At 57.1% G+C, this 23,531-nt stretch carries 18 protein-coding genes; 13 read left to right on the forward strand and 5 right to left on the reverse strand.

Annotated elements, in window-relative coordinates:
* Window positions 1-39 precede the first annotated feature (39 nt).
* Both K334_RS0106880 and K334_RS0106885 read left to right on the forward strand, forming a co-directional pair.
* Window positions 40-3,354 (forward strand): SusC/RagA family TonB-linked outer membrane protein, encoded by a 3,315-nt coding sequence (locus K334_RS0106880; RefSeq protein WP_081658051.1) that lies wholly within the window; start codon window positions 40-42, stop codon window positions 3,352-3,354.
* A gap of 54 nt (window positions 3,355-3,408) precedes the next feature.
* The gene (locus K334_RS0106885; protein WP_025881788.1) at window positions 3,409-5,040 is read left to right on the forward strand and encodes a RagB/SusD family nutrient uptake outer membrane protein; all 1,632 of its coding nucleotides are present in this window, start codon (window positions 3,409-3,411) and stop codon (window positions 5,038-5,040) included.
* Window positions 5,041-5,347: 307 nt separating this feature from the next.
* Here K334_RS0106885 and K334_RS0106890 read toward each other — a convergent pair whose 3' ends face one another.
* The gene (locus tag K334_RS0106890; RefSeq protein WP_027444733.1) at window positions 5,348-6,415 is read right to left on the reverse strand and encodes a M20 family metallo-hydrolase; all 1,068 of its coding nucleotides are present in this window, start codon (window positions 6,413-6,415) and stop codon (window positions 5,348-5,350) included.
* Between the two features lie 316 nt (window positions 6,416-6,731).
* Here K334_RS0106890 and K334_RS0106895 point away from each other — a divergent pair, with 316 nt between their 5' ends.
* From K334_RS0106895 to K334_RS0106920, 5 genes are all read left to right on the forward strand, one after another.
* On the forward strand, window positions 6,732-8,540 hold the full coding sequence (locus K334_RS0106895) for an AMP-dependent synthetase/ligase (RefSeq protein WP_021588663.1): 1,809 nt from the start codon (window positions 6,732-6,734) through the stop codon (window positions 8,538-8,540).
* Between the two features lie 8 nt (window positions 8,541-8,548).
* Window positions 8,549-9,667 carry a peptide chain release factor 2 gene (gene prfB / locus K334_RS0106900; RefSeq protein WP_021588766.1) on the forward strand — a complete coding sequence of 373 codons (1,119 nt, stop codon included), beginning with the start codon at window positions 8,549-8,551 and terminating at the stop codon, window positions 9,665-9,667.
* Window positions 9,668-10,051: 384 nt separating this feature from the next.
* On the forward strand, window positions 10,052-10,567 hold the full coding sequence (locus K334_RS0106910; protein ID WP_025881786.1) for a CYTH domain-containing protein: 516 nt from the start codon (window positions 10,052-10,054) through the stop codon (window positions 10,565-10,567).
* Between the two features lie 88 nt (window positions 10,568-10,655).
* A complete protein-coding gene (locus K334_RS0106915; RefSeq protein ID WP_025881785.1) occupies window positions 10,656-12,014 on the forward strand; it encodes a sodium-dependent transporter in 1,359 nt (452 codons plus the stop codon).
* A 15-nt stretch (window positions 12,015-12,029) separates the two neighbouring features.
* Complete coding sequence (locus K334_RS0106920) at window positions 12,030-12,917, forward strand: ComEA family DNA-binding protein (protein ID WP_025881784.1); 888 nt, start codon at window positions 12,030-12,032, stop codon at window positions 12,915-12,917.
* A 100-nt stretch (window positions 12,918-13,017) separates the two neighbouring features.
* Here the strand turns inward: K334_RS0106920 and K334_RS0106925 are convergent, their stop codons facing one another.
* From K334_RS0106925 to rpmH, 4 genes are all read right to left on the reverse strand, one after another.
* On the reverse strand, window positions 13,018-14,019 hold the full coding sequence (locus tag K334_RS0106925; protein WP_021588678.1) for a D-alanine--D-alanine ligase: 1,002 nt from the start codon (window positions 14,017-14,019) through the stop codon (window positions 13,018-13,020).
* A complete protein-coding gene (locus K334_RS0106930) occupies window positions 14,020-15,102 on the reverse strand; it encodes an RluA family pseudouridine synthase (protein WP_025881782.1) in 1,083 nt (360 codons plus the stop codon).
* A 33-nt stretch (window positions 15,103-15,135) separates the two neighbouring features.
* On the reverse strand, window positions 15,136-15,840 hold the full coding sequence (locus K334_RS0106935; protein WP_025881781.1) for a PASTA domain-containing protein: 705 nt from the start codon (window positions 15,838-15,840) through the stop codon (window positions 15,136-15,138).
* A 102-nt stretch (window positions 15,841-15,942) separates the two neighbouring features.
* Entirely contained in the window at window positions 15,943-16,098 is a 156-nt protein-coding gene (rpmH, locus tag K334_RS0106940) for a 50S ribosomal protein L34 (protein WP_021588762.1), read from the reverse strand.
* A gap of 234 nt (window positions 16,099-16,332) precedes the next feature.
* Here rpmH and efp point away from each other — a divergent pair, with 234 nt between their 5' ends.
* The 6 genes from efp (at window position 16,333) to glpB (ending at window position 23,528) form a co-directional block, all read left to right on the forward strand.
* Window positions 16,333-16,899, forward strand: a complete 567-nt coding sequence (gene efp, locus K334_RS0106950; protein ID WP_021588797.1) for an elongation factor P — start codon at window positions 16,333-16,335, stop codon at window positions 16,897-16,899.
* A 292-nt stretch (window positions 16,900-17,191) separates the two neighbouring features.
* Complete coding sequence (locus K334_RS0106960) at window positions 17,192-18,241, forward strand: glycosyltransferase (protein WP_025881775.1); 1,050 nt, start codon at window positions 17,192-17,194, stop codon at window positions 18,239-18,241.
* A 29-nt stretch (window positions 18,242-18,270) separates the two neighbouring features.
* Complete coding sequence (radC, locus tag K334_RS0106965; protein ID WP_021588709.1) at window positions 18,271-18,957, forward strand: RadC family protein; 687 nt, start codon at window positions 18,271-18,273, stop codon at window positions 18,955-18,957.
* Between the two features lie 66 nt (window positions 18,958-19,023).
* A complete protein-coding gene (locus K334_RS0106970) occupies window positions 19,024-20,346 on the forward strand; it encodes a UDP-N-acetylmuramoyl-tripeptide--D-alanyl-D-alanine ligase (RefSeq protein WP_027444734.1) in 1,323 nt (440 codons plus the stop codon).
* A gap of 306 nt (window positions 20,347-20,652) precedes the next feature.
* Window positions 20,653-22,290: an anaerobic glycerol-3-phosphate dehydrogenase subunit A gene (gene glpA / locus K334_RS0106975; protein WP_027444735.1), complete on the forward strand. Its 1,638-nt coding sequence runs from the start codon at window positions 20,653-20,655 to the stop codon at window positions 22,288-22,290.
* Complete coding sequence (gene glpB / locus K334_RS0106980) at window positions 22,287-23,528, forward strand: glycerol-3-phosphate dehydrogenase subunit GlpB (protein ID WP_025881906.1); 1,242 nt, start codon at window positions 22,287-22,289, stop codon at window positions 23,526-23,528. The genes glpA and glpB overlap by 4 nt, the downstream gene beginning before the upstream one ends.
* The last annotated feature ends 3 nt before the right edge of the window (window positions 23,529-23,531 follow it).

Genomic DNA, 23,531 nt, shown 5'->3' on the forward strand with positions numbered 1-23,531 from the left:
AGTTTACCATTAAAACTATTTACCTAACCTTTATTTATTATGCGCAAAATATTAATTTTCAGTGTGTGCTCAATACTGGCGTGCTCGGCAGCCAACGTATTGGCGCATTCAGGCTATTCTACGCAGATTGCCCAACAACAAAGTGATTGTCGTGGCGTGGTAAAAGACGCAAACGGTGAGGCGATTATCGGCGCCACAGTCCTTGTCAAAGGTTCCAAGAACGGGACGGTGACAGACCTGGAGGGTAATTTCTCCTTATCCAATGTAACCAAAGGTTCTGTCATTCAGGTGTCTTACATCGGATATGACGCCATGGAAAAGACTTGGATGGGGGGGGGGGGGCTCACCTTTACGCTTCGAGAGGCTTCTACGTCACTTAATGAAGTTGTGGTGACGGGTTATAGCGGCTCTATCACCCGTTCTAAACTAACGAACTCCATCTCGAAAGTCAAGAACTCAAACCTCACTACAGGAATGTTCTCCAACCCCGCACAGGCTCTGAGCGGTAGTGTGGCGGGTTTGCGTGTCATCCAAAGCTCCGGTAACCCGACATCAGCCCCTACGATCATTCTGCGTGGCGGTACCGATTACGACGGCAGCGGTTCACCGCTGGTGGTGGTCGACGGTATGATTCGTGGTAGTATGGACGACATCAACCCTAACGACATTGAGTCAATGGAAGTGATGAAAGACGCCGGCGCCACCGCTATCTATGGCTCGCGTGCCAACAACGGTGTTATCCTTATCACCACAAAGCAGGGCAAGAGCGGAACGTCGAAAATCAACTTCAACACCAAGCTGTCGTGGAACTACTTCAACAATCCTTACGAGTTCTTAGACGCCGGCGACTACCTTTATTATATGCGCCGGGCCTATCAGTACGCTTCACAGCGAGGCTCAACCAACCTAAATTCGCTCTCGGGCAACCAGCCTTACGGAACGGGCAACGACTACAATGCCGACGGTAACAAGAGTTCTCGCGGTATCTGGGGCGTCTATGCCAAAGACGACTTGACGCCGGAACTCTACAACGAGTTGCTGAGCAAGGGGTATAAAACCATGATAGACCCCGTGACAAAAAAGGAACTGGTCTACATCAACAACAAGATGGAAGACTGGAACATCAAGAGCCCCAGCTTCTCACAAGACTATAACCTCAGTTTCAGTGGCGGTAATGAACGTGGTCACTACTATGCCGGCTTGGGTTACAACAGGAGTGAGGGTAGCGCCATCAATAACTACAGCCGTCGCCTGTCGGGGCTGCTCAATGTCGACTATAAAATCAAGCCGTGGCTCATGTCGATCAGCAACGTGAACGTCTCTACTTCCAAGGAACAGGATATCTCTCCGTTCGCAGGAGAGGCCAATTACTTCTCACGCAACTTCTCTTATCCTCCGACATTCCGCACCCACAACAAGGATGGCGAACTGCTTTTGGGCAAGAATTCGGGCGATGGTAACCAGCAGTTTCTGCAAGACGCCGTATGGCAGGACGACAACTGGCAGAAATTCAACATTGCGCAAGACTTCAGAATCACGCCGGTGAAGAACTTGGATGTCGACTTCAAGGGCAACTGGTACTATGAATACTATACCAATGAGTACATGTTTCATACCTACCTGCAATCACCGGGCAGCTACAACACCAGGCACAACTCTTCTTCGCAGACGCGGAAGCAGTTGACACAGACCTACAACATCCTGCTCAACTACCATGCAAACTTCGGTCTCCACAATGTGGCAGTACTGGGAGGTTGGGAATATTTCCACCAGAAGTATAATATGTTGAGAGGTGCCGGTTACAATCCCAACAACAACTATTTCCCCGATCTGGAATATACTATCAAAGACGAGGGCGCACGCACGGTAGACTCGGAGCACAGCAAGTTCATCACCGAATCCTACTTTGCACGTGCCAACTATGACTACGACGGGAAGTATCTGGCCAGCTTCACCATCCGCCGTGACGGAATCTCCAAACTGAGCAAGGAAAACCGCTGGGGCGTATTCCCAGGACTGTCTTTGGGTTGGGTATTCTCAAAAGAAAACTTCATGAAGAATACCGCCTCATGGCTGAACTTTGCCAAACTCCGCACTTCGTATGGTAAAAATGGTAATGTGAACAGAAACTGGGTAGGTAACTACACCGTGCAGGGCAACTACCTACAGACTACCTACAACGGTCAGCAAGGTTACTATCTCAACAACATCCCCAATCCCTATCTGACTTGGGAGACCTCACGCACATTTGAAGCCGGTCTCGATCTGGCATTCCTCGACAACAAGGTGCAAGCCAACTTCACATGGTACAACCGTCGTACGATAGACAAATATGCCAATATCACCGTCCCCGCTTCATCGGGTTGGACAACGGTCACTTCTAACAACGGTACTTTCCAGAATACGGGTGTTGAGCTTGAACTCAACTATCATGCCATCAAGACCAAGGACTGGCGTCTCGACATAGGCTTGAACCTGGCCCGAAACACCAACAAAGTAATCAAGCTGCCTGCCAACGGCAACGAGAAGAACCGCCAGGGAGGCTTCCAAGTCTACACCGGTAATGGCGATGAGAAGAAATGGGTAGGCGGCTATGCCGAAGGCGAACGCCCGGGCGACGTCTGGGTTTTCGAAGCCGAAGGTATCTATCGCACAGCCGAAGAGATTCCGGGCAACCTGATTGATAGGTCAACGGCAGATAGCTACTACGGTGGAAACAATAAAGTGCTCTACGGACCTGCTATCTATGAGTCCAAAGGAAAGGATGCCGGCGGCATGGCCATCAGGCCCGGCGACGTGAAATGGAAAGACGTGAACGGCGATGGCGTGATCGATAACTACGATTTGGTGAAGAAAGGCAACGCTACTCCCAAATGGATAGGTGGCTTCAACCTGGCCGCTTCTTGGAAAGGAATCACTCTCTCTACTCGCCTGGACTTCGCGCTCGGTTTCGTACAGTATGACTACCGCACACCATGGATTATGGGTAACGCGCAGGGAACCTACAACACGCTGACCAATGTCAAGGACACCTGGTCGGAAGACAACATCAATGCCAAGTATCCTACCTACATTTGGGCCGATCAGCAGAATGCACGTAACTACTCACGCCGTAGCTCTATGTTCTGCTACAAGGGCGACTATCTGTCATTCCGCGAAGTGACATTGTCCTACGATCTGCCTAAGTTGTGGCTTGCACCGTTGCATCTCGAAGCTGTTCGGGTCTCCGTGACGGGCCAGAACCTCGGCTATCTGTGCGAAGCACCCTCCATGGCTACACCCGAAGTGTCTACAACCTATGGCCACTATCCATTGCCTCGCATGCTCGTGCTCGGTCTGAACGTAACGTTCTAACCCTTTTGAGCTATTTCCCAATTATGTATCATTTACTATAAATAGACAGTACAAATGAAAAAGAATAAGATATTGACTTTTGTTCTGTGCCTCGGCATGATGGCAAGTTTCAGCGCTTGTGAATCTCTTGACCAGGCACCGCAAGATTATTTTGGCAGCGGCAACTTCTGGAAAGACCAGTCCCAGGCTTCGGGCTATATGGTTGGCCTGCATGCTTACCTGCGCGGTACCTACAGCAGTTGGTTTGTCATGGGCGAACTTCGCAATGGATTGCTGGGTGATGGTGACGACGGCATGGGCACATCCGTGATGGGTGAGTCGCTTGACAACCAGAATATCATCAAGCAAGACCTGACTGCCGACAAGGCCGGCATGGACAACTGGAACGGCCTTTACTCGGAAATCGTGCGCGTGAACCTCGCGATTCAGGAGATAAGCAAAACCTCGGTACTGACCGAAGCGCAGAAGAATCTCTATTTGGGACAAGCCTATGGCATACGTGCTTACTATTACTATCTGCTTTATACCACTTGGGGCGGTGTGCCGTTGGTGACCGACGTAGCGATTACTGAAGGTCAGGTGTCGGCCGAAAGACTGAAACGCCCACGCGCCAAGGCTTCGGAAATCATGAATTTGCTCAAACAGGACATTACCGAATCGGAGAAAGCCTATGGCGCTTACGGTGCAGACGGCTTCAGCAACAAATATACTTGGAGCAAATATGCCACTCTCATGCTCAAGGCCAACATCTATGCGTGGGCTGCTACTGTCACCACGGATGACCAGAAAGCTACGGGCAATGCCGACTTGCAAACCGCCAAGGCTGCCTTGCAGGAGGTTATCAATAGCAACAAGTTCGCGCTGACGCCCAGCTTCGTACAAACTTTCAGGACTGACGCCAAGAGTACAACCAAGGAAATGATTCTGGCCGTGCCCTATAACAAGACCGATAATGCCTACATGCCCTACATCTCGCACTGTGTGGCACAGGAAGCTCTGCTCACCGCAGCCTATGACAAGGACGGCAAACATGTTGCGCTGGACAACGATTCCTATGGCAACCGCACATTGACGGGCGGACTCGTTCGTTACCAGTATAAGGAAACGCTCTGGAAAGCTTACGACGCTGACGATACACGCCGCGATGCCACGTTCTTCGTGGTGTGCAACAATCCTGCCGCGCCGAAGACGGGCAGCAATTTCGGCATTCTGCTCAAGAAATTCTCGGGAACTTACTATCCCGACGAAGGCACCCATCGCTTCGATTGCGACGGTCCCATCTTCCGTTATGCCGAGGCGCTGCTGCTGATGGCAGAGATAGAGAACGACCTGGGTGGCGATCCCACACCTTATTTAAATAAGGTTCGTGAGCGTGCCTACGGCAACACTGCCCACAACTTCGCCAATCAGGGCAAGTATCAGAACACCCTCAACATCCTCGGTGAGCTGGATAAAGAATTTGTTTTCGAAGGTAAGAGGTGGTTTGCGCTGCAGCGCATGACGGATCAAGCGGGCAAAGCGCTGGTCTTCAATGCTGATGTAAACTATTTGTTCATCCCCGGTGGAGCCAAGAAGCCTATCTTGTCGGAGGCGGAAGCTTACAAGACGTTGTGGCCAATCTCAATCAGGACCCACACAAATGACGCTTCCATCCAGCAGAATCCCGGTTACGAGGAGTTCAAGTAAACTGATTTGTTCACAAAAAGGGCACCTCAAAAGCCCGCATGTAGGGACGCACAAGCCGTGCGTCCCTATTTGCTTTATGGCGATTTCTGCACGTTCTGCCCCCCTTTGCCCATCTTGTCATTTGCAAAATGTGAAGTGTGGAATGTGAAATGGCATTCCGATGAAATATCAAAGCAGCCCTTTCGTGACGCGAAAGGGCTGCTTTTGCGTTGTAAAAAGGCCGCTTTGACGTTGCGAAAGGGCTGCTTTGGCAGACCGACGGGCGGGGATTGCGCCGCAAAAGGGCTTTCAGCGCGGCGCGAAACGGTCAGGACAGCAGGTCGACGTAGACGTTGAGGGCGCGGCGAAGCTCGTCGATCTCGATGTACTCGTCGGCCGAATGCGAGCGTGCCGACGCACCAGGACCCAGCTTGAACGACGGAAACGGCATGAGGGCCTGGTCGCTGAGCGTCGGACTGCCGAAGGGCGTCATGCCCATGGCCACGCACTTGCGGACGAGCGGGTGGGCGGGGTCGATGCGCGACGAGCGCAGCCTGAGCGAGTGGGCCTTGATTTCGGAACGGCAGTGGGCTTGGATGAAGCTGAGCAGCTCCTCGTTGGTGTACAGTTCGTTGGGACGCACGTCGATGAGGGCCGTCAGCCGGTCGGGCACCACATTGTGCTGTGTGCCCGCGTTGACCACCGTGACGGTCATCCGGGTGTCCCCCAGCAGCGGACTGACGCGTTCGAAGCGGTGGTCGCGCAGCCAAATCAAGTCGTCGAGCGCCTCATAGATGGCATTGACGCCCTCTTTCCGGGCCGCATGGCCGCTCTTTCCCCGGGCGATGAGGTCGAGCACCATCAGTCCTTTCTCGGCAATGGCCGGCTGCATGGAGGTCGGTTCGCCCACGAGCGCCACGTCGATGTGGGGCAGCAGGGGCAGCGCCAGGCCGATGCCGTCGGCCCCCGAAGTCTCCTCTTCGGCCGAAGCCAGGTAGACGAGGTTGTAGTGACGCCGTCGGGCGGCCGCTTCGTCGGTGCAAAGGAGACGGAACGCCAGCAGCAGCGTCACGAGACCGCCGCCGCAGTCGTTGCTCCCCAGCCCGTAGAGGCGGCCTCCGGCGACGGCAGGAGCAAAGGGGTCGCGCGTCCACGAGGCCACGGGCTTCACCGTGTCGAGATGGGCGTTGAGCAAGAGCGTGGGGCGTCGGCTGTCGAAGAATGGGTCGACGGCCCACACGTTGTTGCCCGCACGGCGGCAGTCGAAGCCCGACGAGCCGACGACGGAGGCCCAGAAGTCGGCCGCTTCTCGCTCTTCGCCGCTGACGGAAGGGATCGAAATGAGACGCGAAAGAAGCCGAACAGCTTCTTCCAGATGGCTTTCGGAAGGTTTCATAGCGCAAAAATAAGCTTTTTAAATGATTTTCACGCAAGATAATTGCATTTTCCCAGATATTTGCTATCTTTGCAATTGGGTCAGCAGGGCGCAACAAACATTTTCAAAGCCCCATCAGCCTGACAACAGTAGACCATGATCCACCCACGCATGTCTTGGCGGCACCGTCGGTAGTTTGGATGTTTCATCTTCTTGGAGCCAAGTTCCTTCTCGTCAGCTCTTTCACATTACTTTTAATAAAAACAAATAAATCCAAAGAGATTTTTCGTTTCTTGAAGAAATAATTACCTTTGCGCATTCACTAACAGGTTTACGTATGCAAACACGATGTCATCTATCAGTGCTAATCCACGAACAGTCAAAAAAGTACGGAGACAAACCGGCCCTGACTTTTCGCAGCTTTGGTAGCCTGAAATGGAAGACCGTTTCCTGGAAACAGTTCTCCCTGCGGGTGAAGCAGGTGAGCAACGCGCTCCTCAATCTGGGCCTGAAGCCCCAGGAGAAGATAGCCGTCTTCTCGCAGAACTGCATCCATTATCTCTATACCGATTTCGGAGCCTACGGCGACAGGGTCGTCTCGATACCCATCTATGCCACCAGCAGCGAGCAGCAAATCCAATATGTAGTGAACGACGCGCACGTCCGTTTCCTCTTCGTAGGTGAGCAGGAACAGTACGACAAGGCCCACCGCATCTTCGCCCTGTGCCCCTCTTTGGAGCGCATCATCATCTTCGACGACAGCGTCAGAATCAGTACGCACGACCCGGCGGCCCTCTATTTCGAGGACTTCATCAAGCTGGGCGAGGGCCTTCCTCGGCAGTCGGAGGTGGAGAACCTGTGGAAACAGGCCTGCGAAGACGACATCTGCAACATCCTCTACACCAGCGGCACCACGGGCGAGAGCAAGGGTGTCATCCTGAACTACCGCCAGTATCACGCCGCGATGGAGGCCAACGACAAGTGTGTGCCTGTGGGCGAAAAGGACCGGGTCATCAACTTCCTGCCGTTCGCCCACGTGTTCGAGCGCGGCTGGGCCTATCTGGCCCTGACCGAGGGCGCGCGGCTCATCATCAACACCTATCCGAAGGAGATTCAGGACAGCATGCGCGAGACCCATCCCACGTGCATGTCGAGCGTGCCCCGCTTCTGGGAGAAGGTCTACGTGGCCGTGAAGCAGCGCATGGAAAGCGCCAACGCCGTGGAACGCGCGCTTTTCAACCACGCGCTGGCCGTCGGCCGCAAGCGCAACATCGAATACTTGAGCCGCGGCAGACGCGTTCCGCTGGCCGTGGAATTGGAATATAAAGTGCTGAACCGCTCGATATTGAGCCTCGTCAGGAAGCAGATTGGACTGGAAGAGCCCAACATCTTCCCCACGGCCGGGGCCTACGTGTCGCCCGAAGTGGAGGAGTTTGTCCACTCCATCGGTATCGACATGATCGTGGGCTACGGCCTCACGGAGAGTCTGGCCACCGTCTCGTGCGACCATCGGGGCAAACCTTTCACCGTAGGTTCGGTCGGACGGCCCATCGAAGGCATAGAGATCAAGATCGGCGAGAACGACGAAGTGCTGCTGAAAGGTCCGACCATCACGCCCGGCTACTACATGCGCGACGCCATCAATGCCGAAGCCTTCGACAAGGACGGCTTCTTCCATACCGGCGACGCGGGCTATCTGGAGAGCGGAGAGCTATTCCTGAAAGAGCGCATCAAGGACCTTTTCAAGACCTCGAACGGCAAGTATGTGGCCCCGCAGCAGGTCGAAGCCCTGCTGCTGGTGGACAAATACATCGACCAGTGCGCCGTCATCGCCGACCAGCGCAAGTTCGTGTCGGCCCTGGTGGTGCCCGAGTTCAGGACGATGGAGCAATGGGCGGCCGACCACGGCATAAGGTTCGGCTCGCGCGAGGAGCTCTGTGCCGACAAGCTCGTGCACGGAATGCTCATGGAACGCATCCAGACCTTGCAGCAGGGGCTGGCCCCCTACGAGCAGATCAAGCGCATCACGGTGCTGCCCCATCACTTCTCCATGGAGAAAGGGGAGCTCACCAACACGCTGAAGTTGAAGCGTCCGGTAATCAATAAAATATATAAGTCGCTCATCGACAAGATGTACGAGGAGTAATTGAACGTATGATAACGGCAGAACAGTTGAAGGATGTGGTGGAACGTGCCGACGCACTGCACCGCTATCTGGACATAGACAGGAAACAAGTGGAGTTCGAGGAGGAGCAGTTGCGCACGCAGGCACCCGACTTCTGGGAAGACCCGGAGCGGGCCCAGGCGCAGATGAAACTCGTGAAAGGCATAGAGCAATGGCTCGTCGACTACAGAAACGTGAAGCAGCTGGCCGAGGAATTGAGGCTGGCCTTCGACTTCTACAAGGACGATATGGTCACCGAGGCCGAAGTGGACCGCGACTACGCCAAGGCCATCGAGGCCATCGAAGCCCTGGAATTGCGCAACATGCTGCGCCAGAAGGAAGACCCGATGGAGTGTGTGCTGAAGATCAATTCCGGCGCGGGAGGCACCGAGAGCCAGGATTGGGCGGCCATGCTCATGCGCATGTACATGCGGTGGGCCGAGGCGCACGGCTACAAGACGTCCGTCATCAACCTGCAAGAGGGCGATGAGGCCGGAATCAAGAGCGTGACGATGGAAATCACCGGCGGCGAATACGCCTACGGATTCCTCAAAAGCGAGAACGGCGTCCACCGCTTGGTGCGTGTCAGCCCCTTCAACGCCCAGGGCAAGCGCATGACAAGCTTCGCTTCGGTCTTCGTCTCGCCGCTCGTCGACGACACGATAGAGGTGTTTGTCGACCCCGCCCGCCTGTCATGGGACACCTTCCGGTCGGGTGGCGCCGGCGGACAGAACGTCAACAAGGTGGAGTCGGGCGTCAGGTTGCGCTATTGGTACCAAGACCCGGACACGGGAGAGGAAGAGGAAATCCTCATCGAAAACACCGAAACGCGCGACCAACCCAAGAACAGGGCGAAGGCCTTGCTGCTCCTGAAGAGCCAACTCTACGACCGGGCGATGAAGAAACGCCTGGAGGCGCAGGCCAAGATAGAGGCCGGCAAGAAGAAGATAGAGTGGGGCAGCCAGATTCGGAGCTACGTCTTCGACGACCGACGCGTGAAGGACCATCGCACCAACTACCAGACTGCCGACGTGGACGGCGTGATGGACGGTAAGATCGACGACTTCATCAAGGCCTACCTCATGGAGTTTCCCGTGCAGGAAGACTGAGGCGGCAAGGCCACACCGTGAAAAGAACTCCCATGGAGCCACTCGTGACAGGATGAAAAGCCGCGCGATGCGACAAGAAAGCATGTCTGTAAATCAAAGTAGAGTCATATTTTTATCGACAATAACGTATCTATAACATTTAAATTAACTTGAGTTTTAGTAATTAATCGAAGAATTAACCTAAGTGTCTACGCCTTTGCGACACTCCTCGGCCTTTGTGGCGAGGCAAAAGGAAGGCAGATGTACTATGAGTGAAAAAAGTAAAATGGCCCGCGTGAAGCGCGAGGCAAAACAGGAAGAACAGGCCAGAAAGGTTGTCAATGGCATATTCGGCACCTTGATTATCTTGGCGATTTTGTTTATGCTATATTCTATCTTGACGTAATGAGTGGGTTAGAAATAGAACGCAAGTTTTTGGTGAAGAAAGGCGATACGTTTAAGCGTGTCGCCTTTTCTGATAGTCACATCCGCCAGGGCTACATTCCGGCCGACGGCGCGACGGTGAGAGTGAGGACGCGGGACGACAGCGCGTGGCTCACCATCAAGTCGCATGCCGGCGACGACGGCCTGACGCGCTATGAATTTGAGAAGGAGATAACGCCGGAGGAGGCCGCCGAACTTCTGAAACTGTGCAAGGGAGGTGTCATCGACAAGCGTCGCTACCTGGTTTCGTGCGGCGACCACGTCTTCGAAGTGGACGAGTTTTTCGGCGACAACAGTGGTCTTGTCATGGCCGAGGTGGAGCTTCGTGACGCGGACGAGCCCTTTGAGAAGCCCGATTTCATAGGAAGGGAGGTGACGGGAGACCGCCGCTTCTACAACTCCAACCTGCTCACGCATCCCTACAGGCTCTGGTGTGACGATTTGGAAGTGGACGATGGCCTGGAAAACGAGAAGTAACGCCATTGCGGTCTTTTTGCTTTCATACTGTTCCGGGATACAGATTTATTTTATATTTTTGCGTTGCAAAACCAATACAGCGTAGCGTATGTCACAAGAACGTGCAAGTTTTGGAAGTAAAGTCGGCATGATATTGGCCACGGCGGGCGGTGCCGTGGGGCTCGGAAATGTCTGGCGTTTCCCCTATATGGCCGGTCAGAACGGCGGAGCGGCCTTCATCCTCATCTATCTGGGGTGTGTCCTGTTGCTGGGGTTGCCCTGCATGGTCTCCGAATTCATCATCGGCCGCCACGGTTCCTCCAACACCTATCGTGCATACGCCACGCTTTCGCCGCGCGGAGCATGGAAACTGGTGGGACTGATGGGCGTGATGACGGGCTATCTCATCACCGGCTACTATGCGGTGGTGTCCGGCTGGTGCCTGCAGTACGTCTATGCCTCGATAGCGGGTGAGCTGAACGGCAATCCCGACTATGTGCTCCACTACTTCCAGACCTTCTCGGCCAACCCCGTCCGCCCTGTCTTTTGGACGGTGGCCATCCTTCTGGTCTCCCATTTCGTAATCATCCATGGAATCAGAGGGGGCATAGAGAAGGCTTCCAAGCTGCTCATGCCCACCTTGTTCATATTGTTGCTGGTCATCGTCGTGGCGGCATTGCTGTTGCCCGACGCAGGAAAGGGCGTCGAGTTTCTGCTGAAACCCGACTTCGCGAAGGTCGACAAGAACGTATTCCTGGGCGCCTTGGGCCAGTCTTTCTATTCGTTGAGCATTGCCATGGGCTGCATCTGCACCTATGCCTCCTATTACAGCCGCAAGGTGAAGCTGCTCAATTCGGCTGTCCAGATATCTGCCATCGACACGCTTGTGGCCGTCTTGGCCGGTCTGATCATCTTTCCCGCGGCCTTTTCCGTGGGCGTCAACCCCGACAGCGGCCCCTCCTTGATCTTCATCACCCTGCCCAACGTCTTCAACCTGGCCTTTGCGGGCATGCCGTTTGTGGGCTGGCTGTTCGCCATCATGTTCTATACGCTCCTTTCCCTGGCTGCCCTCACGTCTCTGATTTCCCTCCATGAGGTGAGCACGGCCTTCTTCTACGAGGAACTCCACATCTCCAGGAATCACGGCGCGGCCCTCGTGACGGCCACCACCTGCGTGATTGGCGCGCTCTGCTCGTTCTCTTTGGGGGCGGTGGATGTCCTGACAGTCGGTGGAAAAAGCCTTTTCGACTGGTTCGACTTCATCACCGGGCAGATATTCCTGCCCATAGGAGGGCTTCTCACCTGCATCTTCCTGGGGTGGTTTGTGCCCAGGAAGCTGGTGAAAGACGAGTTTACGAACTGGGGAACCACCAGCCTGCGCTTCTTCGGGTTCTACTTGTTCCTCGTCAGATACTTCTGCCCGCTGGCCATCCTGGCCATCCTGCTCCACCAGTTCAATGTGATTTAGCGGAAAACAGGGCCTATGAAGTGGAGCGACCTTACCTATTTCATCAAGAGCGACCGCATCGTGTTGCTGACCGCCTTGGCGTTTGGCTTCCTGTTCATGCTCTTCGTGTACTTCACTTCCGAGCGTTTCGACCGTTCTACGGCCATCGTCGGCGACACTTTGTCGGAGAAGTCCCGGCCATATCCGTCCCGCCGCCATCCCCATAGCTATTACCAAGTGCCCATTGCTGCCGCCAGGCTGTTCGACTTCGACCCCAACACCGCCGACAGCACCCAGTTGCTGGCCCTTGGTCTGCGGCCTTGGCAAGTCAGAAACATCTATAAGTATCGGGCCAAAGGCGGCATTTATCGGCGTCCTTCCGACTTTGCGAGGCTCTACGGGCTCACCCGCAAGGAGTTCCGGCTGCTGCTGCCGCACATCAAGATCGGCCCCGACTATCTCCCGGTGGCGGCCTTGGCCGACGAGGCCCCTGCCTTTACGCGCGACAGCATGCGCTTTCCAAGGAAGATAACCGACGTCGAAAGGGTCGACCTCAACAAGGCCGACACGGCCCTGCTCCGCCATATACCCGGCATAGGAAGCTATTTCGCCCGCCAAATCGTCAACTACCGACGGCGTCTCGGCGGCTTCCATCGCATCGGACAGTTGCGTGAAATCGAAGGATTCCCCGAGAAGTCGCTGTCCTATTTCATTCTTCCCGACGACGACTTGGTGCGTCTCAACGTCAATACCGCGACCCTTTCGCAGCTCAGCCGCCATCCCTACATCACCTATACCCAGGCCCGCGACATCGTGGACTACCGACGGTTGCGCGGTCCCATCCATGCCATCGGCGACCTGCGTTTGCTCAAGTCGTTCACGCCCCAGGCCCTTGCGCGCGTCGAACCCTACCTGGATTTCTGACATCCCCCACATGTCATCTGCGAAAAAGAAAGCCGTAACGGTGTGATGACACTGCTACGGCCTGTTTTCTATAAAAAAACAACTTTTTGTTTGCTGGTCTTCAGTCGTTGAACTGGTTCTCCACAATCTCGGTCAAGACATCCTTGATGTCGAGGCCGGCGGCGCGAACCTGCTGCGGGATGAAGCTGGTGACGGTCATGCCGGGGGTCGTGTTGATTTCCAGCATGTAGACCTTGTCGTTTCCTTCCTGGTCTTTCGTGATGATGTAGTCGATGCGGATAATGCCGTTGGCGTGCAGGATGTCGTAGATGCGGCCGGTCTCGCGGGCCACCGCCTCAGCGGTCTCGGGCGAAAGGCGGGCCGGCGTGATTTCCTGAACCTGTCCGTTGTACTTCGCGTCATAGTCGAAGAACTCATTCTTGGTGACCACTTCCGTGGCGGGAAGCACCACGCTCTTGTCCTTCGTCTTGTAGACGCCTTGCGAAATCTCCGTTCCTTCGAGGTATCTTTCGACCATCACCTCGTCGCTTTCCATGAATGCCACGCGAAGCGCGGGCGCCAGCTGGTCTGCGTTCTTCACTTTCGAGACGCCGAAGCTGCTCCCGTCGGCCGCGGGCTTCACGAAGCAGGGCATGCCTATGCGCTTTTCGATGGCTGCTTCGTCGTAGGTGTCATTGCGACGGAGCAGAATGCTGTCGGCCACATTGACGCCGAAGCCCCGCAGGTAGTTGTTGAGCACGTACTTGTCGAAGGTCATCGCCTCGACCAGAACGCCGCTCGTGCTGTAGGGAATGCCCAGCAGTTCGAAGTAACTCTGCATCAGTCCGTTCTCGCCGGGCTGTCCGTGGATAGTGATGTAGGCGTAGTCGAAGAGCACGGCCTTGCCGTTGAGCAGGAAGGAGAAGTCGTTCTTGTCGATCCGGGCTGTCTCTCCGTTCTGCAAGTCTACGTGCCAGTCCTGTCCTTTGATATCCACGATATAGATGTTGTATTTCTCTTTGTCGAAGAAGGAATAGAGTCCCTGCGCCGAACGGAGGGATACGTCGTGTTCCGAGGAGTCTCCACCGCAGACGATGGCAATGTTTCTCTTGAATGTTTCCATTTATTTTACGGTTTGATTTTGTTCAAATGTGTCGGCCGTGGTGCCCTTGATGAAGTTTCGCCATTTGTCGATCAGCCGTCTGAAGTCGTCCGGCCATTCGCTGTCGAAGTCCATCTGCCGTCCGGTGGCGGGGTGGACGAAGCCCAGGGTCTGGGCGTGCAAGGCCTGGCGTGGGCAGAGCGCGAAGCAGTTCTGTATGAACGCCTTGTAGGTGCTGCTGCGTTGTCCCCGCAATATCTCCGTTCCGCCGTAGCGTTCGTCGCCGAACAGCGGGTGTCCGATGTGCTTCATGTGGGCCCGTATCTGGTGGGTGCGTCCCGTTTCGAGCACGCATTCCAGCAATGTCGTGTAGCCGTAGCGTTCGATGACGCGGTAGTGGGTGACGGCCGGCTTGCCCGTCTCCGAGTCGGGGGCGAACACCTTCATGCGCAGGCGGTCCTTCGGGTCGCGTCCGATGTTGCCTTCGATGCGGCCATCGTCCTCCGTCAGGTTGCCCCACACCAAGGCGTTGTAGCTTCGGTGGGTCGTCTTGTTGAAGAACTGTCTGCCCAATGCCGTCTTGGCCTCGGGCGTCTTGGCCACCACCAGCAGCCCGCTCGTGTCCTTGTCAATGCGATGCACCAGTCCCACCTCCGGGTCGTTGGGGTCGAAGTCCTTGACGTCCTTCATGTGCCAGGCCACCGCGTTGATGAGCGTACCCGTGAAGTTGCCCGCCCCCGGGTGCACCACCATGCCCGCCTCCTTGTCGACGACCATCAGTTGGTCGTCCTCGTAGACGACATTCAGCGGTATTTCTTCAGCCACAATCGACGTGTCGTGCTTCGGTCGGTCGAGCATCAGCGTGATCATGTCTCCCGGACGCACCTTGTAGTTGCTCTTGACGGGCGTTCCGTTCACGTGGATGAAGCCGGCGTCGGCTGCGTTCTGAATGCGGTTGCGGCTCTGGTACGGGTTCTTCTCGGCCAGGTATTTGTCGATTCTGACGGGCTTCTGTCCCGGGTCCACCTCCATTTTCCAGTGCTCGTAGAGGCCGTTGTTGTCGTTGTCCAAGGCTTCGTAGTCTTCCAAGAAGTCGTCTGCCATCTCGATCATGTCGTTTTGTTCCATTGTCGCACGTCAGGGATTTGAGGGTTTCTGCGGTGTTTCGGGCTTGTGTGCGGGTTCCGATGGGTCCGGTGTTGTCACCACGTCGAACTCGTCGACGTCTCCTTCCTCCTCGTCGGGCAGCCGTGCGGGGTCGATGAAGTCGATGTCGTCTTCCGAACTCCTCATGCCGTTGCCCACCTGGATGACCAGTGAGTCTTCCGTCGAAATGCGTTCGCCCGCCACGACGTGTCTGCCGCGCACCGTCACGCCGTAGACCCAGTCCTTTTCGCCCGTCACCATCTGCGGCGTGCCCAGGATGAATCCCATGGCGGTCAGCTTTGCCATGGCTTCTCTGAGCGAACTGTTGTCGATGATGTCGGGGAGTGCCAGCGTGGGGGAGTGACTTGAATTGATGATTACATATATAATATGTCCCGCTTTCACCTTGGAGCCCGCGGCGGGAATCTGTTCCAAGATGCAATCGGGTGGCAGATTCTTGACATATCCCGTGTCGCTGACGGCGATTTCGAGCCTTTTGTCTTGCAGGATGTGTAGGGCGTCGGCGTATTTCAGGTGCTTCAGGTCAGGCACGGCGATGGCTTCTCCATGATGTGTATATACGTCAATGCCGTATCTGACGCCGATGAGCAGCCCCGCAACGACGGCCGCCATGGCCATGATGTTGCCCCAGAGATACCAGCTTTTAAACTTCCTGATGAATTCAGAAGACTTCATAAGACATATTATATATATGCAAAAGTACGAAAAAAACAGAAAGAAGCAAAGACAACGCCCTGCTTCTTTCTGTTTTCTGCTAATATTCCGCTTGCTTGGTAATTACTTGCCGTGGCGCTCGTCAGAAACAGTTAACTTCTTGCGGCCGTGCGCGCGACGCGAAGCCAATACGCGTCGACCGTTCTTGGTGGACATGCGCTCGCGGAAGCCGTGCTTGTTCACACGACGACGGTTGTGAGGCTGAAATGTTCTTTTCATCTTGTATGTTGTTTATTGTTTATTGTTCGCTTGCCAACGTCCGTTGAGCACGGATGATGCAGGCCCGCCGATGGCCTCGGACCTTTTGGGTTGCAAAATTACTCATATTTTTCGAAATACCAAAGAACCAGCTGTTTTTTCGCTGTATTTTTTTTGTGTTGTTCCCATTTTGCCGTAACTTTGCAGCCGGATTCTAACGATTGTTGTAGAATAATAATTTTTTTCAAGATAAAAATGATCAACTCACAGGAAATCAAGATCGGAACTTGCATCCGAATGGACGGCGGCATCTGGAGATGTATCGACTTCCAGCACCGCAAACCCGGAAAGGGAAACACTGTCATGAACACCAAATTGAAGAATGTAGCCGACGGGCGTGTGCTCGAACGTACGTTCCAGGTGGGCTTCAAGTTGGACGATGTGCGCGTGGAACACCGTCCCTACCAGTATCTTTATGAAGACCCTACGGGCTGCATCTTCATGAACCAGGAGACGTTCGAGCAGATCCCAATCGCCAAAGACCAGGTCACCGGCTTCGCGTTCATGAAGGAAGGCGACGTCGTTGATGTCGTTACGGACACTTCCGACGGCACGATTCTCTCTGCCGAAATGCCTGTCAAGACCAATCTGCGCGTCGCCCACAGCGAACCGGGTATCAAAGGCGACACCGCCACCAACACCACCAAGCCCGCAACGCTCGAAACCGGCGTCGAGGTGCGTGTGCCCCTCTTCATCAACGAGGGCGACCTGATCCAGGTCGACACGCGCGACGGCAGCTATCTGAGCCGCGTCAAGGAATAAACAAGATACAATCCGCATTGGGTGATGGCTGCGACGATCGGCTCGGTCGGCAGCCATCACCCAATGGTTTTTAGACGCTTGGTCGGTCAGGGTGGCCCTTGGACTTTCTGAAAGCAGCCCTTTGGGCGGCTGAAAGCAGTGCTTTCAGCAGGTCAAAGCAGTGCTTTCAGCGTGCCGAAGCAGCCCTTTTGGCGGCCGAAGGCAGTGCTTTTGAAAAACGAGTAGCCTGCGGCCGCAATCAGCCACACCGTCGACGGCGTCTCCAAGTCGTTCCACCGATTACCATTTGCCCATGAAATACTCTGTTATCGTCCCTGTTTTCAATCGTCCCGACGAGGTGGACGAGTTGCTCGAAAGCCTCACCCGCCAGTCGTTGCGCGACTTCGAGGTCATCATCGTCGAGGACGGCTCGTCGGTCGGCTGCCGTTCGGTCTGCGACAAGTATGCCGACCGGCTCGACCTGAAGTATTTTGACAAGCCCAACAGCGGCCCCGGACAGAGCCGCAACTACGGGGCCGAGCGCGCCCGGGGCGAGTATCTCATCGTGCTCGACAGCGACGTGGTGTTGCCCACGGACTATCTGAAGGCCGTCGACAGCGAGTTGCGCCGCCAGCCGGCCGACGCCTTCGGCGGCCCCGACCGTGCCCACGCGTCGTTCACCGACGTGCAGAAGGCCATTTCCTACTCCATGACGAGCTTCTTCACCACCGGCGGCATTCGCGGCGGCAAGAAAAAGCTCGACAAGTTCTATCCCCGCTCGTTCAACATGGGCATTCGCCGCGACGTCTACATGCGCCTCGGAGGCTTCAGCAAGATGCGTTTCGGCGAGGACATCGACTTCTCCATCCGCATCTTCAAGGCCGGATGCCGCTGCCGTCTCTTCCCCGAAGCGTGGGTGTGGCACAAGCGTCGCACCGACTTCCGCAAGTTCTGGCGGCAAGTCTACAACAGCGGTATCGCCCGAATCAACCTCTACAAGAAATATCCCGATAGCCTCAAACCGGTCCATCTGCTGCCCATGGTGTTCACGGTGGGCTGCGCCCTGCTCGCATCGGCTTTCCTTGCGGGCGTCGTTCTCTTCTTCACCTTGCCCCCGGGCATGCAACAAGCGTTGGGCATTGCTGTCAGTCTGCTGGCTCTCGCGCCGCTCGCGCTCTACAGTCTGCTCATTTTCGTGGACGCCACGCAGCGGAACGACAGTTGCCGGATAGGCCTGTTGAGCGTCGTTTCGGCCTTCATCCAGCTGCTGGGCTACGGCTGCGGCTTCCTCGAAGCCTGGTGGAAGCGTTGCGTGCGCGGGCAGGATGAGTTCCAGGCCTACAGCAAGAACTTCTATCAATAGCCGCCGGCGCATTCCTTTTACACCGTGTCATGGAAAAACTGACCATCAACCATTGGGCCGAAGAAGACCGCCCCCGCGAAAAGATGGAGCGGCTGGGCGCCCAGGCCTTGAGCAATGCCGAACTGCTGGCCATCCTCATCGGCTCGGGGTCGCCCCGGGAGAGCGCCGTCGACCTGATGAAACGCGTGATGAACGACTGCAACAACAACCTCAACACGCTGGGCAAGCTCACCATCCGCCAGCTCCAGCAGTACAACGGCGTAGGTCCGGCCAAGGCCATCACCATCCTGGCGGCCTGCGAACTGGGCAAACGACGCGGCATGGAACGGCCCGAGGAGCGGCCCGACCTGGGTTCCGCCACCGCTATCTATAATTATATGCACCCGCGCGTGCAAGACCTCGACGTCGAGGAGGCCTGGATTCTGCTCATGAACCGCAACTTCAAGCTCATCAAGTCGCTCTGCGTGAGCCACGGCGGACTGAGCGAGACGGCCGTCGACGTGCGGGTCATCATGCGCGAGGCCATCCTCTGCAACGCCACCGTGCTGGCCTTCTGCCACAACCATCCCAGCGGCAACGCCCGGCCGAGCCGCATGGACGACACGCTGACGCAGCGCATCAAGGAGGCTTCTGAGCTCATGCGCGTCCATCTGCTCGACCACGTGATCGTCACCGACGGCCGTTATTACTCCTATCACGAAGAGGGCAGGCTCTGACACTCCACCCCTCATCCTTTCACCCTTTCATCCTTTCACCCTCAACACCCCCTCATCCTTTCTACAATGGACATACATCAGCTTTATAAACTCTATCGGCAACACCCCGTTGTCACCACCGACAGCCGCGACTGTCCGGCGGGCAGTATCTTCTTTGCCCTCAAGGGCGATTCGTTCGACGGCAACAAGTTTGCCGCCTCGGCCTTGCAGCAAGGTTGCCGCTACGCCGTCGTCGACGAAAAGGAATATGCCGTGGCCGGCGACGACCGCTACATCCTGACCGACGACGTGCTCACCACCTTCAAGGAGCTGGCCCGCGAGCACCGGCGGCAGTTCGACATCCCCGTCATCGGTATCACCGGCACCAACGGCAAGACCACGACCAAGGAATTGATTTCGGCCGTGCTGGCCCGGAAGTACAACGTGATGCACACCGAAGGCAACTTCAACAACGACGTGGGCGTGCCCAAGACGCTCATGCGGCTCACCGCCGACCACGAGATTGCCGTGGTGGAGATGGGCGCCAGCCACCCCGGCGACATCCGGAAGCTGGTGGACTACGTGGAACCCACGTGCGGACTGGTCACCAACGTGGGGCGGGCCCACCTGCAGGGCTTCGGCAGTTTCGAGGGCGTGAAGCGCACCAAGGGCGAACTCTACGACTATCTGAAGGCCCACGACTGCACGCTCTTTCTCAACGAGGGCAACGCCGACCTGACGGAGATGGCCCTCCGCCGCGCCTTCGAGCGTGTGGTGGGCTACGGACAGAGCACGGACGGCGAGTATGCCGTCAGCGGCCGGGTGGTGGCCTGCGACCCCTTCCTGCGCTTCGAGTGGCAGGCCGACGTTCCGCCGTGCCTTCCTGGGGCCGTCTACGAGGTGCGGACGCGGCTCGTCGGGGCCTACAACATCGACAACATGCTGGCCGCCATCGCCGTGGGGCTGCACTTCGGAGTGGCTCCCGCCCGCATCAGCGAGGCGCTGGAAGGGTATGAACCCACCAACAACCGCAGCCAACTCGTCGTGACGGCACACAACCGACTGCTCGTCGACGCCTATAATGCCAACCCATCGAGCATGAATGCCGCCATCGACAACTTCAAGTTGATGGACGCGGAGCGCAAGATGGCCATCTTGGGAGACATGCGCGAGCTGGGCGAAGTGGCCGAAGCGGAGCACCAGAAGGTGGTGGACAAGCTCCGCCGGGAGGGCTTCGACGAGGTGTGGCTCGTGGGCGGGGAGTTCGCCAAGACCACGACGGCTTACCGGAAGTTCGGCAACGTGGACGAGGTGAAGGCCGCCATTCGCGCCCATCAGCCCCAAGGTTATGACATATTGATAAAAGGCAGCAACGGAATCCGCCTCTTTCAATTGCCCGAATTGCTGTAGTCCGTGCGCCGGCGCCTTTCTTCGCGCGCGCCGGACGGCAGCCTGACCCATCTGACAACCACCCTTTGGGAAGCCCATAAGGCCGCGGCGTCGTGGTCGTCGTGCGGTATCGTTGCGAAAGCAAAGGCTTGCTTTCGCAACGATATTGTGTTGAATAATTGTTAAATCTTAGCTATGAAAGCACAATTATTACCAAATAAAAGCTATCTTTGTTCCGTTAGAAGATAAAAACGTTTCGCAACGTAAGTTTTGTTTCTGTTCCATTCGGGTGGATAAAGCCCGTTTATATCATCAAGTTGCATTACAATGGACATGGATATCCTTAAAGAATACGATGTCGTCGTTGTCGGCGGAGGAATCACCGGTGCCGGAACGGCCCGCGACTGTGCCATGCGTGGGCTCAAGGTGCTGCTGGTGGAGAAGTACGACCTCACCAACGGCGCCACCGGACGCAACCACGGCCTGCTGCACAGTGGCGCGCGCTACGCCGTGACCGACCCCGAGTCGGCCTCGGAGTGCATCAAGGAGAACATGATTCTGCGCAAGATAGCCCGCCACTGCGTCGACGAGACCGACGGACTCTTCATCACCCTGCCCGAAGACGACCTTGCCTATCAGGCTACTTTCGTAGCTTCATGTCGGAAGGCGGGTATCAGGGCCGACATCATCTCGCCCGAAGAGGCCCGTCGTCTGGAGCCCGCCGTCAATCCGTCGCTCATCGGCGCCGTCCGTGTTCCCGACGCGTCGGTCGACCCTTTCCGCCTGACGACGGCCAATGTCATCGACGCCCGTCGCCACGGGGCCGACATGCTGACCTATCACGAGGCCGTGGGCTTCGTTGTGGAGAGCGGCTGCGTGCGGGGCGTCAGGCTGCGCGACAACCACACGGGCGACACTTTCGAGGTGCGTTCGCGCATGGTCGTCAATGCCGCGGGCATTTGGGGCCACCTCGTGGCCAGGCTGGCGGGCGTCACGGTCAACATGTTTCCCGCCAAGGGCACGCTGCTCGTCTTCGGCCACAGGGTCAACGGCATGGTCGTCAACCGCTGCCGCCGGCCCGCCAACGCCGACATTCTCGTGCCGGACGACACCGTCTGCGTCATCGGAACGACCAGCGACCGCGTGTCTTTCGACACCATAGACCATTTGAAAGCAACCCCCGAGGAAGTGGACGTGCTGCTCCGTGAAGGCGAGAAGCTGGCTCCGGCCCTGGCGAAGACCCGCATCTTGCGTGCCTACGCGGGCGTGCGTCCCCTCGTGGCGGCCGACAACGACCCGTCGGGCCGCAGCATCAGCCGTGGCATAGTCCTCCTCGACCACGAGATGCGCGACGGTCTGGCGGGTCTTATCACCATCACGGGCGGCAAGATGATGACCTATCGCATGATGGCCCAGCTGGCCACCGACCTGGTTTGCCGCAAGTTGGGCGTCGACAAGCCCTGTCTGACGGCCGTCACGCCGCTGCCTGGCTCCGAAAAGCCCGTGGCCGCGGGCCACACCAGCCGTCGGGCCACCGAATACAGCACCCACGCGCAGGAAGGACGGCACGGAACGATGACGCGGTTGATAGACGCCGGCAGCGTGGAGACGCGTGCCTTGGTGTGTGAATGTGAGGATGTGACGGTGGGCGAAGTGAAGTTTGCCGTCGACAAGCTCCACGTGCGCAACCTCATCAACCTGCGCCGCCGCACCCGCATGGGCATGGGCACCTGTCAGGGCGAGCTTTGCGCCTGCCGTGGCGCCAACGTGCTCTGCCAGGTGGCCCGCACCGAGCCGCGTGCCGCCGAGCACGACCTGGCCGCCTTCATGGCCGAGCGGTGGAAAGGGGCCCGTCCCGTGGCTTGGGGCGACACGCTGGGCGAGGCGCAGCTCACCGCAACGATCTATGAAGGCCTCTGCGGCCTCAACCGTCTCTGTGGAGATGACAAGAAGATAGCCTTATGACATTCGACTCTATTATAATAGGTGGAGGCCTCGCGGGCCTCACGTGCGCGCTGACGCTGGCCAAGGCCGGACAGCGGACGGCCCTCGTCACGGCCGGACAGAGCACGTTGCACTTCCATTCGGGCTCCATCGATCTGCTGGGCTACGACGAACAGGGCCGGACGGTGCTCCATCCGCTCGACGCCATACCCGCGTTGGGCGCGTCACACCCTTACCATAAAGTGGCTGACGTGGGCGCGTTGGCCGAAGAGGCCGCGGGACTGCTGGCCTCGGCCGGCCTTCCGATGGACGGAACGGCGGCCCGCAACCATTTCAGACTCACGCCGATGGGCGTCGGAAAGCCGACGTGGCTGACGCTGCAAGGCCTTGTGCAGAGCACAGAAGAGCAGACCTTGCCCTGGCGGGAGGTGACTTTCGCCAACATCCGGGGCTTTCTCGACATCCCCACCGAGTTTCTTGTGGACAACATCCGCCGCATGGGCACCGACGTGGAGGTGAAGCATTTCACCACGCCCGAACTGGAACAGGCGCGTCGCAGTCCGTCGGAGATGCGGGCGACGAACGTGGCCAAGGTGCTGGCCGACGAGACTTCGCTGCGCCGGGTGGTCGAAGCCATCGACGCGCTGGGGGCCGATGGCGAGGTCGTCTTGCTGCCGGCCGTGCTGGGTATGGCCGACGCGCGGACCGAAAGTAGCCTGCGGCAGCTCGTGGAAAGGCCGGTCCGCTTTGTCGCCACCATGCCGCCGTCCGTTCCCGGCGTGCGCTTGCAGAGCCGTCTGCGGCAGACCTATCAGCAGCTGGGCGGCATGTTCTGCGCGTCCGACACCGTGACGGGCGGCTGTTTTGAAGCCGGTCGCCTGCGTTATGTCACCATCGGGAACATGCCCGACGAACGTCTCTATGCCGACCACTTCGTGCTGGCCACGGGTTCGTTTCAAAGTAGAGGCCTGATGAGCAACTACCATGGCGTGTTCGAGCCTGTTTTCGGACTCGATGTCGACGCGGCCGGCGACCGTCGTGCCTGGACGGCCGAATATGTGTACGACGCCCAGCCCTACATGCGGTTCGGTGTGCGCACCGACGAGCGGCTGCTGACCTGTCGCGGAGGCGCCCGCATCGACAATCTCTACGCGGCAGGCTCCGTGCTCAGCGGCCACGACGCCCTGAAACTGGCCGACGGCTCGGGCGTCGACATGCTCACGGCCTTGCAGGTGGCCCACAACATTCTTGAAAAGTAAGAC

Origin of the sequence: Segatella baroniae DSM 16972 = JCM 13447, assembly GCF_000426585.1 — a bacterium.
GTDB lineage: Bacteria > Bacteroidota > Bacteroidia > Bacteroidales > Bacteroidaceae > Prevotella > Prevotella baroniae.

Bases quoted from the DNA above. Each gene is read 5' to 3' on its own strand.
- K334_RS0106880 (WP_081658051.1), top strand. From the start codon at position 40: ATGCGCAAAATATTAATTTTCAGTGTGTGCTCAATACTGGCGTGCTCG.
- K334_RS0106885 (WP_025881788.1), top strand. From the start codon at position 3,409: ATGAAAAAGAATAAGATATTGACTTTTGTTCTGTGCCTCGGCATGATG.
- K334_RS0106890 (WP_027444733.1), bottom strand. From the start codon at position 6,415: ATGAAACCTTCCGAAAGCCATCTGGAAGAAGCTGTTCGGCTTCTTTCG.
- K334_RS0106895 (WP_021588663.1), top strand. From the start codon at position 6,732: ATGCAAACACGATGTCATCTATCAGTGCTAATCCACGAACAGTCAAAA.
- prfB (WP_021588766.1), top strand. From the start codon at position 8,549: ATGATAACGGCAGAACAGTTGAAGGATGTGGTGGAACGTGCCGACGCA.
- K334_RS0106910 (WP_025881786.1), top strand. From the start codon at position 10,052: ATGAGTGGGTTAGAAATAGAACGCAAGTTTTTGGTGAAGAAAGGCGAT.
- K334_RS0106915 (WP_025881785.1), top strand. From the start codon at position 10,656: ATGTCACAAGAACGTGCAAGTTTTGGAAGTAAAGTCGGCATGATATTG.
- K334_RS0106920 (WP_025881784.1), top strand. From the start codon at position 12,030: ATGAAGTGGAGCGACCTTACCTATTTCATCAAGAGCGACCGCATCGTG.
- K334_RS0106925 (WP_021588678.1), bottom strand. From the start codon at position 14,019: ATGGAAACATTCAAGAGAAACATTGCCATCGTCTGCGGTGGAGACTCC.
- K334_RS0106930 (WP_025881782.1), bottom strand. From the start codon at position 15,102: ATGGCAGACGACTTCTTGGAAGACTACGAAGCCTTGGACAACGACAAC.
- K334_RS0106935 (WP_025881781.1), bottom strand. From the start codon at position 15,840: ATGAAGTCTTCTGAATTCATCAGGAAGTTTAAAAGCTGGTATCTCTGG.
- rpmH (WP_021588762.1), bottom strand. From the start codon at position 16,098: ATGAAAAGAACATTTCAGCCTCACAACCGTCGTCGTGTGAACAAGCAC.
- efp (WP_021588797.1), top strand. From the start codon at position 16,333: ATGATCAACTCACAGGAAATCAAGATCGGAACTTGCATCCGAATGGAC.
- K334_RS0106960 (WP_025881775.1), top strand. From the start codon at position 17,192: ATGAAATACTCTGTTATCGTCCCTGTTTTCAATCGTCCCGACGAGGTG.
- radC (WP_021588709.1), top strand. From the start codon at position 18,271: ATGGAAAAACTGACCATCAACCATTGGGCCGAAGAAGACCGCCCCCGC.
- K334_RS0106970 (WP_027444734.1), top strand. From the start codon at position 19,024: ATGGACATACATCAGCTTTATAAACTCTATCGGCAACACCCCGTTGTC.
- glpA (WP_027444735.1), top strand. From the start codon at position 20,653: ATGGACATGGATATCCTTAAAGAATACGATGTCGTCGTTGTCGGCGGA.
- glpB (WP_025881906.1), top strand. From the start codon at position 22,287: ATGACATTCGACTCTATTATAATAGGTGGAGGCCTCGCGGGCCTCACG.